The sequence below is a fragment of the Saccharopolyspora sp. 6M genome, from assembly GCF_020176775.1.
GTDB classification, from domain to species: domain Bacteria; phylum Actinomycetota; class Actinomycetes; order Mycobacteriales; family Pseudonocardiaceae; genus Saccharopolyspora_C; species Saccharopolyspora_C gregorii.
In genome coordinates, this window is sequence record NZ_JAIUJZ010000038.1 from 1 (window position 1) to 14,276 (window position 14,276).

A 14,276-nucleotide genomic window follows, 5' to 3' on the forward strand; every position below is an offset into this window, starting at 1 on the left:
TTGGGGGGGGGGGGGGGGGTGTGTTTGTGGGGGGGGGGGGGGGGGGGGGGGGGGGCCGTCGAGGTTCTCGCCTCCGCCCTTGAAGTACACGGTCGCCTCGGCATTGGCCTGCCGGAAGTGCACGATGACGGTGCGCCAACCGTTCACCACCTGGTCGCACTGCAATGTCACGTCACCGAGGTGGCGATCCTCGGGAGCGGGAACCATGCAGCGATTTCGGCTCGCCCCATCGGAACCCGCCCGGGCCGGTTCGGGGCACGGCCGTAGCGACTGCGGATCGGCGGGTGTCCACGCCGGACGGTGATCACTCGTTCGGCGGAGCGGTTCGGAGTTCGTCGGGGAGGGTGTTCCAGAACATGAGCTCGTAGTCCTGGAACAGTCGCGCGTGCTCGCGGGCGCGGGACTCGGTGATGCGGCCCGCGTCGAGCTCGGCCTGCACCGCCGCCTCCGCCTGCTCGTCGGCGCCCGGCACCGGGGTGCCGAACAGGTCGAAGAACTCGCAGTCCGCATCGGACAGTCCGTACCTGCTGCGCAGCGCCTGGGCCACCTCCGCGCAGTAGGCGCCGAACGCGGCGAAGTTCGACACGATCGCCACCGCGGCGTCCCCGGGCTCGGCGTGCAGCGCGAGCCACGACATGTACGCGGGGTAGGCCTGGCAACCCGCCTTCGGCCGGTAGTCGGCGACGTCCTGCTCGCTCCAGCCCAGCGCCGCCGACAGCTTCGGCAGCGCGCCCAGCGCCGCCCCCTCCCCCGCGGCGAGCCCGGCGAAGAACTCGCGGGTGGGCCGGTCCGCGGCGCGCGCGGACAGGGTGAGGAAGCTGCGCCAGTCGCACGGCACGATGCGGGACTCCTCCGCCGCCAGCGCGGCCAGCACCGACCTCGGCGCGGCACCGTCCCGCACCAGCGGCACCAGCCGGTTCTCCCCCTCCCTCGGGGCGAGTTCGCGGTGAATCGAGTCCAGCAGGGCGCGTGCGGAACCGGTCATGGCTCCCATGATCCCACGAACGCCCCGCACCGCGAACCCAGAATCCCGTGCCCGCAACGGAAGAACCGGGAGGAAGCGGATCAGCCGGACGCCGCGCCGAAGCTCATCGAGAAGTCGGTGAGCGCCGCGCTCGCCACCGGCCGCCGCCCGTCCAGCCACGCCAGCGGCCCGTCCGGATCGAACCGCCACACCGCCGAGCACCACGTCAGCCCGGCCGATCCGCGCACCGGGGACTGCTGGAACTCGTGCAGGTCCTGGGCGACGCGGTAGGCGAACGGCCAGCGACCGGGCACCCGGGCCAACCGGGAGAAACCGGCGGAGGCGATGCCCCCGGCCGCGCACGAGGTGACCCGCGCGCCGGTGCGCCTGCGGAACTCCGCGCTCTCCTTGGGGATCCCCCACAGCTCGCGCCCGCCCCGCAAGGATTCCGGGCTGTCCACCCAGATCTGGCTGATGTGCACCCGCGGCACCGCGCCGTCGCGCACCAGGACGGCCACGAGCAGCTCGTCGTACTCCAGGACGCTGCCCGGCCCGTAGCGCACCCACGCGGTGCCGACGAGACCGCGGTCGCCGATCAGCACCGGTGGCGTCTCCAGCGGCACTCCCGGCAGCTCCACCTCCGGCAGCGACCACAGCGACAGGTGCAGGTCGCCGTGCAGCTCCCACGGTTCTGGTGGATAGGTCATCCGTTCTCCTGTTCGGGCAAGGACTTCCACGGGCGGGATCTCCCGCCCCAGCACATCAGATCGGGCTCAGCGGCAGCCGCAGCGCCCCCGGTGCCGCCGCGGGCACCACGGGGGCCGACGGGACGCTGGGCTCGACCGGCCGGTACGGCTCACCCAGCTCGGGGCGGCGGTCCGGTTCGCCCTTGTTCGGCCACATCGCCATCGCCCGCTCCGCCTGCGCGGTGATGGTCAGCGACGGGTTCACCCCCAGGTTCGCCGAGATCGTCGAGCCGTCGACCACGTGCAGCCCCGGGTGCCCGTAGAGCCGGTGGTAGGCGTCGACCACGCCGTGCTCGGCGTCGGAGCCGATGGCGCAGCCGCCGATGAAGTGCCCGGTGATGGGGATGTTCGCCAGGTCCGCCCAGCTGCCCGCGGGCACCCCGCCGATCTTCTCGGCGACCGAGCGGGCCGCGGCGTGCCCGGCGGGGATCCACGTCGGGTTCGGTTCCCCGTCGCCCTGCTCGCTGCTGAGCTTGCGGCCGAACAGGCCGCGCTTGGTGCGCAACGTCAGCGAGTTGTCCACCGCCTGCATCACCAGCAGCACGATCGTCTGTTGCGACCAGCGGCGCGGCCGGTGCAGCGTCGGCAGGTCGCGCCAGTGGCGCAGCATGTGCCGCAGCCCCAGCAGGAACCGGTTGCGGCCGGGCTTCGGGTCGACCAGCGCGGCCTCCAGCAGCGCCAGCAGGTTGCTGCCCTTGCCGTAGCGGACCGGTTCGATGTGCGTCGTCGGGTCCGGGTGCAGCGAGGACGTGATGGTGACGCCTTCGCTGTAGTCGCGGTCGTCGCCGCGGGCGCGGGCGGCGAGGATCTGCTCGGAGTTCGTGCGGCTCAGCAGGCCCAGCCGGGGCGAGATCCCGGGCAGCGCACCGGTGTCCCGCATCCGGTGCAGCAGCTTCTGGGTGCCCAGGGCCGACGCGGAGAACACCACCTCCCGCGCGGTGAACGTGCGGCGCCGCTTGCGCAGCCGGCGGCCGGTGCGCACCGTGGAGACCGCGTAGCCGCCGCCGGGCAGCGGGCGCACCTCCGTCACCGTGGTCAGCGGGTGCACTTCGGCGCCGGCGTTCTCGGCCAGGTGCAGGTAGTTCTTCGCGACGGTGTTCTTCGCGCCGTGCCTGCACCCGGTCATGCACTCGCCGCAGTGCAGGCAGCCCTGCCGCTGCGGCCCGGCGCCGCCGAAGTACGGATCCTCAGCGGTGGCACCGGGTTCGCCGAAGTACACGCCGACCTGCGCGCGGTGGAAGGTGCCCGCGATGCCGAGGTCTTCGGCGGCGGCGCGCATCGCCTCGTCGGCCGGGGTGTCCCGCGGGTTCTCGGCGACGCCGAGCATCCGCTTCGCCTGGTCGTAGTAGGGCGCGAGTTCGCGGCGCCAGTCGGTGATGCCGGCCCACTGCGGGTGCGCGTAGAACTCCTCCGGCGGTTCGTAGAGGGTGTTGGCGTACACCAGGGATCCGCCGCCGACCCCGGCGCCGCTGAGGATCAGCACGTCCTTGAGCAGGTCGAACCGGAAGATGCCGTAGCAGCCGAGCTTCGGCAGGTACAGGTAGTCGCGCAGCCGCCACGAGGTCTTCGGGAAGTCCTCGTCGCGGAACCGCTTGCCCGCCTCCACCACCCCGACCCGGTAGCCCTTCTCGGTCAGCCGCAGCGCGGACACTCCGCCGCCGAAGCCGGATCCGATGACGAGCACGTCGTAGTCGTGGTCGGGCATGTGCGCACCTCTCAGGGGGTCCGGGCCGCCGTCGGCCCGCTCGGTCGCTGTGCAGTTCAGGTGGGGACGGTGGTCACGTGGTGGAGGCCGTCAGCACCTGGAAGTCGTTCAGGTCGGGGCAGCGGGTGCGCCTGCGGTACTCGGTCATGGATCCGGGCCAGTTGGTGCTGACCCGCCCGTCGGCGTCCCGGTACCAGCTGCGGCAGGAGGCCCACACGCTGTCGCGCAGCCGCCGCTGCATCTCGTGGTCGAACCGCTCGGCGGCGTCCGGGAGCACGTCCAGCGCGGCACCGGGTCTCCGGGCGAGCCTGCGCACGAGGCGCACCACGTACCTGGCCTGGCTCTCCAGCACGTGCACCACCGATCCGGATCCGAGGTTGGTGTTCGGGCCGTACATCACGAACATGTTCGGGAAGCCGGGCACCGCCATGCCCAGGTAGGCGCGCGCACCCCGCTTCCACACCTCGTCCAGCCGGGCGCCACCGGCGCCGGTGATGTCCAGTGTGGACAGGAAGTTGCTCGCGTCGAACCCGGTCCCGAAGATGATCACATCCGCGGGGTGCTCGACCCCGTCCGCGGTCCGCACGCCGTTCGACGTGACCCGTTCGATCGCTCCGCGCTCCAGCCGGACGCCCTCGCGGGAGAACGCCGGGTAGTACTCGCTGGAGAACAGCACCCGCTTGCAGCCGATCCGGTGGTCGGGCGCGAGGTCCGCGCGCAGCGGCTCCGCGGGCACCTGCCTGCGCCGGTGGCCACCCGCGACCACGGTGAACAGCCTGCCGATGCCCTGCGCGGTGGTCAGCCCGCGACCGGCCGCCTCGAAGAACAGCCAGACGCCGAACCGGCCGACGGCCTGCGCGCCGGGGATGTGGCGGAACGCGAACCGGTGCCAGGACTGGTAGGCGCGGTCCGGCCGGGGAACGATGTGCGGCGCCGAGCGCTGGAACACCGTCATCTCCCGCACCCGGTCGGCGATCGCGGGCACGAACTGCACCGCGCTGGCGCCCGTGCCGATCACCGCGACCCGCTTGTCGCGCAGGTCGAGCTGGTGGTCCCAGCGGGCGGAGTGGAAGGCCGGGCCGTCGAACTCGTCCAGCCCGGGCAGGTTCGGCACGACCGGTTCGCTGAGCTGGCCCACCGCGGGCACCAGCACGTCGGCCTCGACGAGGTCGCCGGATCCCGTGCGCAGCCGCCACTTCCGCGCCTTCTCGTCGTAGGCGGCGGATTCGATGGAGGTGTTCAGCCGCAGGTGCCGGGTCAGCCGGTTCTGCTCCACGCAGCGCCGCAGGTACCGCAGGATCTCCGGCTGCTCGGCGAACCGGCGCCGCCACGTCGGTTCCGGTTGGAACGAGTAGGAGTACAGGTGCGAGGGCACGTCGCACGCGGCCCCCGGGTAGGTGTTGTCCCGCCACACCCCGCCCACGCCGGGGGCGCGTTCGAAGATCGTGAACGAGGTGTGGCCGGCCCGCTTGAGCTGCGCGGCCACCGCGATGCCCGCGAACCCGCTGCCGATGATGGCGACATGGGGTTGGCGGATCGGCGACATGCGGGCTCCTCGTGGTCGTGCGCTGGGGACACGATCACGTTATGCCGGGTTCGCCCGTCCGGTCTGACGCCGACGGCCAGATCATTGATACTTTCGGACAGGGCGCCGACCACCGGGTTCTCCGCCCCGCTCCGGTCCGCGCCCGGGCGTCAGCCCGCGGGCAGGGCCGTGCGCTGGACCTTGCCGGTGGCGCTGCGCGGAACCGCCCGCACCAGGTCCACCTGCCGCGGGACCTTGTGCCGGGCGAGCCGCTGGCGGACGAAGTCGACGACCTCCAGCGGGTGCAGCGCGGCACCGGGGATGGGCACCACGAACGCGTGCAGCCGCTGCCCGAACTCGGGGTCGGAGATGCCGAGGACCGCGACGTCCTTCACCGCCTGGTGGGTGGCGATGACGTTCTCCACTTCGGCCGGGAAGACGTTCTCCCCACCCGAGATGATCATGTCGTCGGCGCGGCCGTCCACGAACAGCAACCCGGACTCGTCGAAGTGGCCCAGGTCGCCGGTATCCACCAGCCCGCCGATCTGCGGCCGCCCGGCGCCGGTGGTGTAGCCGGCGGAGGTCAGCGTGCCACCCGCGAAGATCCGGCCCAGCACGTCGGACCGGGTGATCCGCCGGTTCGCCCCGTCGTAGAGCCGCACCGCGCAGCCGTGCGGGCTGCGCCCCGCGGTGCCCGGTGCGCGGCGCAGCTCCGCGGGGGTGGCGACCGCGGCGACCGCGGCCTCGGTGGAGCCGTACAGGTTGTAGAGCACGTCGCCGAGCCGCTGCGCGGTGGCCCGCGCCAGCTCCGGGGCGAGCACCGAGCCGGACACGACCACCGCGCGCAGCCCGGACAGGTTCGCGCGCAGGAACTCCGGGTCGAGGTCGAGCAGCCGTCGCAGCATCGTCGGCACCAGCACCACCGCACGGCACCCGTGCTCGCGCACGGCCGTCGCGAGCCGCGCGGCGTCGAACCGGCTCCGCACCACCACGGTGCTGCCGAGGCCGAACGCCACGGTCAGCTGCGAGTAGCCGATGGCGTGGAACAGCGGGGAGGCGATGAAGGTGGGTTCCCCGGCGCGCAGCGGGATGCGGTCCAGGAACTCGGCGGCGCTCAACGCGGAGCGCACCTGCCTGCGGGCCCCCTTGGGGCGGCCGGTGGTGCCGCCGGTGAGCAGCACGGTGCCGGCGGGGCGGCGGGGCCGGGGGATGACGGGTTCCTCCGGGGACTGCTCGGCCTCCGCGAGCAGGTCCTTCAGGGTGGTGGTTCCCGGCGCGGCCGCCGCGGGCCACGCCTCGAAGCACGGGACCCGCAGCCGAGCCCCGGCCACCAGCGGGGCGGACTCGCCGTCGGCGATGAGCGCGGCAACCTGCTCGCGCTCGACGACGTCGGCGAGTTCGGGAGCGGCGAAACCGGTGTTCACCAGCACCACGTGCACACCGAGCTTCCCGCAGGCCAGCAACGACAGGACCAACCAGCGGTGGTCGCGGCAGCACACCGCGACGGTGTGCCGGTCGTCGAACCCGCGGTCCCGCAGCGCGACCGCCAGCAGGTCGGAGGCGCGGTCCAGCTCCCCGTAGGTGACCTCGCCGAGTTCGTCGACCAGGCCCACGTCGGCGGGCCGGGTCCGCGTGATGTGCCGCAGCGCCCCGACCAGCGGGCCCCAGGTGCGGACCTCGGCGAGCCCGCGCAGCGCGCGCCGCGGCGAGGTGGGCGAGGCCATGCCCGCTCTGGCCAGCACCCGCAACGCGTGCGTACCGTGCCGGGCCCCGCCCGCGCCGTCCGTTCGACCGTCTCGAACCATGCCGCTCCCTCACCACTGCGCGCTGAAACCGGTAAAGATCGGGAACACCTATCGACTTCGCGCAGAGCACGTCAAGCTGGCGGTTCGCCATGAGAATTTTCTTGTCATGCCGATGACAAACCGAGAACCCGGGTTCCGCCGAAAGGCGTAATCGGCGCACCCCGGAGATCCGCTGCGGAGCGGCCGATCGGACCACTGAGGACCGTTCTCGATCGCCGCACGGCGGCGCGGCGTGCTCGTCGTCGGGAGAAAACAGTTCCCGCGCGGTTCAACTCCGGTTTTCAGACGGTCCACAGTGTCTTCACAGTGGACCGTCCTCCGTCCGGAACCGCGGCTGCGCCCGAGGCGGGCCGACACGCCGAGGCATGTCGGACGTGGTGCGCGGGCCCGGGCCGGGCAGACTCCTCCACGACACCGACCGACGAGGAGCGGACATGCGACGAAGGATGCTCACGGGACTCGCGCTGAGCGCGCTGATCGCGACGACGGCCCCGGCCACCGGCATCGCGGCACCGGCACCGGACCGCGCCGAGCCCCGGCTGATCGCGCTGGTCGACCTCGCCGCCCAACGGCTGCTGCTGGCCGACGAGGTCGCCGCCGCCAAGTACGGCACCGACTCCCCCATCGAGGACCCGGCGCGGGAGCGGGAAGTGCTCGACACCGTCGCCGAGCTCTCCACCGAAGCGGGGCTCGACCCCGCCGATGGGGTCCGGTTCTTCCGGGACCAGATCGAGGCGGGCAAGGACGTGCAGCGCGGGCTGTTCGCCGAGTGGGACGCGCACCCGGAGCTGCGACCCGGCCACCGGCCCGACCTCGGCGCGGAGGTGCGGCCCGAGCTGGACCGGATCAGCGCGGAGGCGGTGCGCGAGCTGCGGGAGACCGAAGTGGTGCGGGAACCCACCGACGAATGCCGGCTGGACCTCGCCGCCTCCGCGGTCACCGCGGTCTTCGGGCACCGGCTGGACGCGCTGCACCGGGACGCCCTCACCGCGGCCGCCGGGAAGATCTGCGGATGACCTGCTGAACCCGCCGCGGCCTGCGGCCATCAGCGTTCCTTGTCGGCGCACGCGAAGCGCGTGTTTCCCGGATCCGGGCTACGGCCCCTAGCGTCGGGGCCGGGCCGGCGGAACGCGCCGGTCGACCGATCCCGGCAAGGAGGGCGAGATGACCGAGCACACGCTGAACGGCAAGGTCGCGGTGGTCGCGGGTGGCGGCAAGAACCTCGGTGGGCTGATCAGCACCAAGCTCGCCGAAGCCGGCGCCAAGGTCGTGGTCCACCACCACTCCGAGTCCTCGAAGGACGACGCCGAGCGCACCGCCGAGGCCGTTCGCGCGGCGGGTTCGCAGGCGATCACCGTCGCGGGTGACCTGACCCGGGTCGAGGACGTGCGGCGGCTGTTCGACGCGGCCGTCGACGAGTTCGGCGGCGTCGACGTCGCCGTCAACACCACCGGCATGGTGCTGCGCAAACCGATCGTGGAGACCTCCGAGGAGGAGTACGACCGGATGTTCGGCATCAACGCCAAGGCCGCGTACTTCTTCCTGCAGGAGGCGGGCCGCCGGCTCAACGACAACGGCAAGATCATCAGCTTGGTGACCTCGCTGCTGGCGGCGTTCACCGACGGCTACTCCACCTACGCGGGCGGCAAGGCGCCGCTGGAGCACTTCACCCGGGCCGCGGCCAAGGAGTTCGCCGACCGCGGCATCTCGGTGAACAACATCGCCCCCGGGCCGATGGACACCCCGTTCTTCTATCCGCAGGAGACCCCCGAACGGGTCGAGTTCCACAAGTCGCAGGCCCTCGGCAACCAGCTCACCAAGATCGAGGACATCGAACCGCTGGTCCGCTTCCTGGCCACCGACGGCTGGTGGATCACCGGGCAGACGATCTTCGCCAACGGCGGGTACACCACCCGCTGACCGGACCGCCCGCCAGGGTGGAGCAGGATGCCGGGGCGGCCGGAGCGGGGGGCCGGCCGCCCCGGCGAGTGCGGGACGCGGCAGCCGACGAGGAGATGGAGGACCGACGTGGGACTGGACCTGCGCAAGCTGGAGCACCTCGTCGCCGTGGCCGAAGAAGGCGGATTCACCAGGGCCGCGGCCCGGCTGCACCTCACCCAGCAGGCGCTGAGCACCTCGGTGCGCAGCCTCGAACGCGAGGTCGGCGTCCCGCTGCTGCGCCGCGACACCGGCGGGGTCACCCCGCTGCCCGCCGGGCAGGCGCTCATCGAAGACGCGCGGGTCCTGCACGGCATCGCCCGCGCCGCGCTGCACCGCGCCCGCCGCATCGGACGCGGCGGCGCCGAGACCCTGCGGATCGGGCACACCCCGGCCGTGACCAGCGACGAAGTCACCACCTTGGTGCACACCGCGCTCGCCGAGCTGCCCGCGCTCGGCACCGAAGTGCACCAGCACTACCCGCAGCAGCTCACCGAGGACCTGCTCGGCGGCGAACTCGACCTCGGGCTCTGCCGCGGCATGCGCCCCCAGCACGGGCTGACCCGCAGCACCCTCAGCCAGGACCGGCTGTCGCTCGCCGTCGCCGCGGACCACCACCTGGCCGGCCGGGACCACGTCGAGCTCACCGAACTAGCCGGGGAACGGCTCGTGGTCTGGGGCGATCCGGGGCGGTCCGGCTACACCGACCTGCTGCTGGAGCACTGCCGCCGCGCCGGGTTCGAACCGGAGCACCTGCGCAATCCGATCCAGGGCACCCCGCCGGTCACCGCGGTGATCGGCACCCGGCACGTGGCCCTGGTGACCGCCCCGCCCGGGCCCACCGCGGGCGGGCGGACCCGGGTGGTGGAGCTGCGCCCGGCGCTGTTCGCGCCGCTGCACGCGCTGTGGCCCGCGCACATCACCCACGACCTGCGCGACGCGTTCCTCGCGGCCACCGGCTGAACGCCCGCTCAGGGGCGCGGCGAGGTCACCACTGGTACGGCAGGAACTTGCCGTCCAGCGTCACCACCACCCGGTCGCCCTGCGGATCTTCCGCGCGGCTCACGTCGAGCCGGAAGTTGATCGCGCTCATGATGCCGTCGCCGAACTCCTCGTGGATCAGCTCCTTGATCGTCGGCCCGTAGACCTGCAGCACCTCGTAGAACCGGTACATCGTCGGGTCGGTGGGCACCGGCTGGTCCAACGCGCCCCTGGTGGGTTGCAGCCGCAGCGCGTGCAGCACGTCCGGTCCCAGTTCCAGCAGCTCCCCCGCCGCGCGCGCCTCCGCCTCCGGCATCGGGTGCTGGCCCAGCAGCGCCGCCGTCGTCCACGCCACCGGGCGCCCCACGGCCTCCGCCAGCTGCGCCCACGTGATGCCGAGCTCCACCTTCTTCGCCCGGACCGCGGCCGCCGCCTCCTGCTTGCTGGTCATGCCCACTCCCGTCCCGCCCGGTCGCCCGGGCCTCAGCTGATCCACCACGGCCATCCTCACCCGGAACCGGCCGCCGAGTCATCCGGCTGCGCGACGTTCGCTCATCCGGCCGGGCCTCCGGGACGCCGTTAGCCTCCGGACCACGAGCCGTTCTCGGAGGGGGGGAGCTCGCCTCGTGACTCAGCCACCGCACCGACTCCTGCTGGTCAGCGCCACCATCGGGGAAGGCCACAACGCCACGGCGCGGGCCGTGGAGGAGGCCGCCCGCGCCCGCTGGCCGGGATGCGCCGTCACCTGGGTGGACGCGCTGCAGGTCATGGGTTCGTGGGTGCCGGGCGCGTTCCAGCGCATCTACGTCACCAACGTCGAGAGCACCCCGTGGCTGTACGACTTCTTCTACGCCGCGCTGTGGCGGCAGCGCTGGTTCGCCGACGGTTGCCGCCGCTTCGTCGGGTCCTGGTGCGGGCGGCGGCTGCGGCCGGTGCTGGCCGAGCACCGCCCGGACCTGATCGTCTCGACCTACCCGCTGGGTACCGCGGGCCTCGACTGGCTGCGCGGGCGCGGCGAGCTCGACGTGCCGATCGCGGCGGTGATCTCCGACTTCGCGCCGCACCCGTTCTGGGTGTACTCGCGGATCGACCTGCACTACGTGATGAGCGAGAACGGGCTGCGGGCCGCACGGCGTGCCCAGCCCCGCTCGGTGCACGCGGTGAGCGCCCCGCCGGTGGAGTCCCGGTTCCGGCCGCGGGACAAGGCCGAGGCCCGCCGGGACTGCGGGCTGCCCGCCGAGGGGCGGATGCTGCTGATCTCCTGCGGTTCGCTCGGCTTCGGTTCCGTGGAGCGCGCCGCCGATGCCGCGCTGCGCACCGGGATCGACCGGGTGGTGGTGCTGTGCGGGCACAACGAGGCGCTGCTGCGGCGCCTGCGGGACCGCGCCGAGCAGGACCCCCGGCTGGTGCCGCTGAGCTGGGTGCGGAACGTGCCCGCCTACACCACGGCCGCCGACGTGGTGGTGACCAACGCGGGTGGTGCGACCGCGCTGGAGGCGCTCGCCTGCGCACGGCCGGTGCTCATGGTGGAACCGATCGCCGGGCACGGCCGCGCCAACGCCGAACTGATGGCCGACGCCGGGCTCGCCTTGCTGTGCGAGGACGCCGACGCGCTGGCCGGGGCGCTGGACCGCCTGCTCACCGACCCGGACGAGCTGCACGCGGTCGAGCAGCGCGTGCACGAGCACCTGCGGGTCACCGGCCGGTTCGCCGACCAGGTGCCCGAGCTCGCCGACCTGCGCCCCCCGCCGCGCCCGCGGCGGCTGCGCGGGCAGGACGCGTTCTTCGTGCACGCCGCCACCCCGGAGGTACCGCAGCGCACCGGCGCGGTGCTGACGCTGAGCGACCCGGACCGGGTGATGACGACCGCGGACTGGATCGACCACCTCGGCGCCCTGATCACCAGCCGGGCGCCGCGGCTGCCGATGCTGCACCACCGGCTCAGCGGCGGGCGCTGGATCCCCGTGCGGGAGATCTCGGTGCCCGAGCACCTCGGCCACCACGAGCTGAGCGGCGCTCCCGGCGAGCGGGAACGGGTCGAGCGGGAGTTCTTCACCGCCCCGCTGCGCGCCGACCGGCCGCCATGGGCGTTGAAGGTGCTGCGCGAACCCGGCTCGGCGCAGGTCGTGCTGCTGGTGTCGATGCACCACGCGCTGGGTGACGGGCTGGTGATGACCGCGACGCTGCTGCGGTTGCTCTCCGACGACCCGCAGGAGGAGCCGCCGCCCGCCGCCCCGGAGCTGTCGGGGGCGCGCCGGGCGCTGGTGGTGCTGCGCGGTGTGCTGGGCCTGGCCGCGGCGAACGCGCTGCCCGCGGCGGGGCCGGCGCGGCGCAGCACCTCGGCCCGCCGCTACGCGTGGGTGGAGCTCCCCACCGAGCAGGTGCGCCGCACCGCCGCCGCCCACCGGGTCAGCCGGACCGCGCTGCTGCTGGCGGTGCTGGCCGAAGCGCTGCACCTGGTGGACGAGAACGACACCACGCAGCGCTCGCTGCGCGCGATGGTGCCCCGGGGCACCGGTGGCGGGACGTCCTGGTTCGGCAACCACGCGGCGGGGATCGCGGTGGACCTGCCGCTGGGTCCGATGGCGCCGCGCCGACGCCTCTCCGAGATCGCCGCCCGCCTGGACCGGGCGCAACGCGGCGGCATGCCGGTCGCCGCTGCCGCGGTGGTGGGGGCGCTGGGCAAGCTCCCGGCCCCGCTGCACGCGCGAGCGGTCCGGTCGATGTACCGGGGACGTTTCTTCCAGGCCATCGTCTCGGTCATGCCCGGTCGGGCCGAACCGCCGCGGATCGCGGGCGCGCGGTTGCACACCGTGCACCCGGTGCTGCCACTGGCCGCCGGGGTGGGCCTGGCGCTCGGAGTGATCCACTGGGCCGAGCACACGGGCGTCGGCATCACCACCGACCCCGGGTCGTTCCCGGACGTGGCCGAGTTCGCCGACCGGTTCCGGCAGGCGTTCGCCGCGCTGGGCGACCCCGCACCGGTGGGCGTCGGCTCGTGAGTTCCACGGGCACGATGCTGGGGATCGCGGTACCGGCCGCCGTCCTCGGCGCGGCCGGGTTCGGGCTGGCCAGCGCGGTGCAGCAGCGCGCCACCAAGCAGGTGCCCACCAGCCGCACGCTCGACCCGCGGCTGCTGTGGGACCTGGTGCGCAAGCCGGTCTGGCTGCTCAGCATCGGGACGGTGCTGGCCGGGCTGTCGCTGCAGATGGTGGCGCTGGCGTTCGGACCGCTGGTGCTGGTGCAGCCGCTGCTGGTGACCTCGGTGCTGTTCGGGGCGGTGTTCGCGGCGGGGATGGCGCACCGCAGGCTGGACCGGGTGCTGGTGCTGGGCGCGCTGGCGGTGATGGCGGGGCTCGCCGCGTTCCTGCTGCTGGCGCGGCCCGTCGGCGAGGGGACGGGATTCACGGGGGCGACGGACGTGCGGCCGCTGGCGGTGGTGCTGGCCTTGGTGGTGCTGGCCTGCGTGCTCACCGCGAACCGCTTCCCCGGTGAGGTGCGGGTGCTGGCGCTGGCGCTGGCGACGGGCGTGCTCTACGGGGTCACCGCCGGTCTGATCAAGGTGGTGGCCGAGCAGCTGCGGCACGGCGGCATCGCCGAACCGTTCACGCATCCGACGCTGTACGTGGTGTGCGCACTGGGGCCGGTGGGGTTCCTGCTGAGCCAGAACACGTTCCAGCAGGGCCGGTTCATCTCCCCGGCCCTCGCGGTGATCACCGCGGCGGATCCGCTGGTGGGGATGGCGATCGGGGTGAGCTGGCTCGGCGAGCGCGTGGAGACGGCGCCGGGCGCGGTGGCCGGGCAGGTGCTGGCGGGCCTGGTGCTGATGGCGGGCATCTGGGTGCTCACGCACCGCGGCGAGCACCTGCGGCGGGCCATCGAGGAAGGTGCCGGGTGAGGTGGCGCTCCGCGCTGGTCACCGGCGCGTCCTCCGGCATCGGCGCGGCGCTCGCGCTGGAGCTGGGGGCGCTCGGGTGCGATCCGGTGCTGGTGGGCCGGAACCGGGAGCGGCTGGCGGCGGTGGCGCGGCGCAGCGGCGGGCGCGCGCTGGTGGCGGACCTGGCGGATCCGGATGCGGTGCGCCGGGTCGCCGAGGTCGCCGCCGACACCGACCTGCTGATCAACAACGCCGGGGCCGGGTGCGCGGGTCCGTTGCCGGAGATGCCGGAGGCGCGGGTGGCGGAGCTGGTGGCGCTCAACCTCACGGCCCCGCTGCAGCTGACGCGCGCGGCGCTGCCCGGGCTGGTCGCTCGGGGCGGCCAGGTGGGGTTCGTCTCGTCGATAGCCGCGACCGGGGTGCGCGGGGAGGCGGTGTACTCGGCGACGAAGGCGGGGCTGCGGGCGTTCGCGGCGAGCGTGGCGCACGAGGGCGTGCCGGTGACCACCGTGTTCCCGGGCTTGGTCGCCACCCGCTTCTTCGACCGCCGGGGTGCCCCGGAGCGCCGCTTCCCGCGGCCGGTACCGCCGGAGCGGGTGGCGCGGGTGCTGGTGCGCGCGCTGGAGGAGGACACGGCGGAGGTGTTCGTGCCGAGCTGGCTGGGTCTCGCCGCCCGGGCGCAGGGCGCGCTGCCCGCGACCTTCCACCGCCTCGCCCACCGCTTCGGCTGAGGGC

The 14,276-nt window shown here is 73.7% G+C and carries 12 protein-coding genes; 6 read left to right on the forward strand and 6 right to left on the reverse strand.

Annotated elements, in window-relative coordinates; genetic code table 11:
- Positions 1–304 precede the first annotated feature (304 nt).
- The 5 genes from LCD31_RS06830 to LCD31_RS06850 all read right to left on the reverse strand — a co-directional run bounded on the left by LCD31_RS06830 (position 305) and on the right by LCD31_RS06850 (position 6,745).
- Positions 305–985: a transcriptional regulator gene (locus LCD31_RS06830; protein WP_224956705.1), complete on the reverse strand. Its 681-nt coding sequence runs from the start codon at positions 983–985 to the stop codon at positions 305–307.
- A gap of 80 nt (positions 986–1,065) precedes the next feature.
- On the reverse strand, positions 1,066–1,671 hold the full coding sequence (locus LCD31_RS06835) for an acetoacetate decarboxylase family protein (protein WP_224956706.1): 606 nt from the start codon (positions 1,669–1,671) through the stop codon (positions 1,066–1,068).
- Positions 1,672–1,726: 55 nt separating this feature from the next.
- Positions 1,727–3,415, reverse strand: a complete 1,689-nt coding sequence (locus tag LCD31_RS06840) for a GMC family oxidoreductase N-terminal domain-containing protein (protein ID WP_224956707.1) — start codon at positions 3,413–3,415, stop codon at positions 1,727–1,729.
- A 73-nt stretch (positions 3,416–3,488) separates the two neighbouring features.
- Positions 3,489–4,961 carry an NAD(P)/FAD-dependent oxidoreductase gene (locus LCD31_RS06845; protein WP_224956709.1) on the reverse strand — a complete coding sequence of 491 codons (1,473 nt, stop codon included), beginning with the start codon at positions 4,959–4,961 and terminating at the stop codon, positions 3,489–3,491.
- Between the two features lie 149 nt (positions 4,962–5,110).
- Positions 5,111–6,745 (reverse strand): AMP-binding protein, encoded by a 1,635-nt coding sequence (locus LCD31_RS06850; RefSeq protein ID WP_224956711.1) that lies wholly within the window; start codon positions 6,743–6,745, stop codon positions 5,111–5,113.
- A 434-nt stretch (positions 6,746–7,179) separates the two neighbouring features.
- On the opposite strand from LCD31_RS06850, the gene LCD31_RS06855 reads away from it, so the two are divergent.
- From LCD31_RS06855 to LCD31_RS06865, 3 genes are all read left to right on the forward strand, one after another.
- Entirely contained in the window at positions 7,180–7,761 is a 582-nt protein-coding gene (locus LCD31_RS06855; protein WP_224956713.1) for a chorismate mutase, read from the forward strand.
- 148 nt (positions 7,762–7,909) lie between these two features.
- Positions 7,910–8,665, forward strand: a complete 756-nt coding sequence (locus LCD31_RS06860; protein WP_224956715.1) for an SDR family oxidoreductase — start codon at positions 7,910–7,912, stop codon at positions 8,663–8,665.
- 108 nt (positions 8,666–8,773) lie between these two features.
- The gene (locus LCD31_RS06865; RefSeq protein ID WP_224956717.1) at positions 8,774–9,646 is read left to right on the forward strand and encodes a LysR substrate-binding domain-containing protein; all 873 of its coding nucleotides are present in this window, start codon (positions 8,774–8,776) and stop codon (positions 9,644–9,646) included.
- A gap of 25 nt (positions 9,647–9,671) precedes the next feature.
- On the opposite strand, the gene cynS is transcribed toward LCD31_RS06865, so the two are convergent.
- Positions 9,672–10,115: a cyanase gene (gene cynS / locus LCD31_RS06870; protein WP_224956718.1), complete on the reverse strand. Its 444-nt coding sequence runs from the start codon at positions 10,113–10,115 to the stop codon at positions 9,672–9,674.
- 175 nt (positions 10,116–10,290) lie between these two features.
- On the opposite strand from cynS, the gene LCD31_RS06875 reads away from it, so the two are divergent.
- The 3 genes from LCD31_RS06875 to LCD31_RS06885 are packed head-to-tail and all read left to right on the forward strand — an operon-like array spanning position 10,291 to position 14,272.
- A complete protein-coding gene (locus LCD31_RS06875; RefSeq protein WP_224956719.1) occupies positions 10,291–12,666 on the forward strand; it encodes a WS/DGAT domain-containing protein in 2,376 nt (791 codons plus the stop codon).
- Entirely contained in the window at positions 12,663–13,562 is a 900-nt protein-coding gene (locus LCD31_RS06880) for a DMT family transporter (protein ID WP_224956720.1), read from the forward strand. Before LCD31_RS06875 ends, LCD31_RS06880 begins: the two co-directional genes overlap by 4 nt.
- Positions 13,559–14,272: an SDR family oxidoreductase gene (locus LCD31_RS06885; protein WP_224956721.1), complete on the forward strand. Its 714-nt coding sequence runs from the start codon at positions 13,559–13,561 to the stop codon at positions 14,270–14,272. Before LCD31_RS06880 ends, LCD31_RS06885 begins: the two co-directional genes overlap by 4 nt.
- Positions 14,273–14,276: the final 4 nt, after the last annotated feature.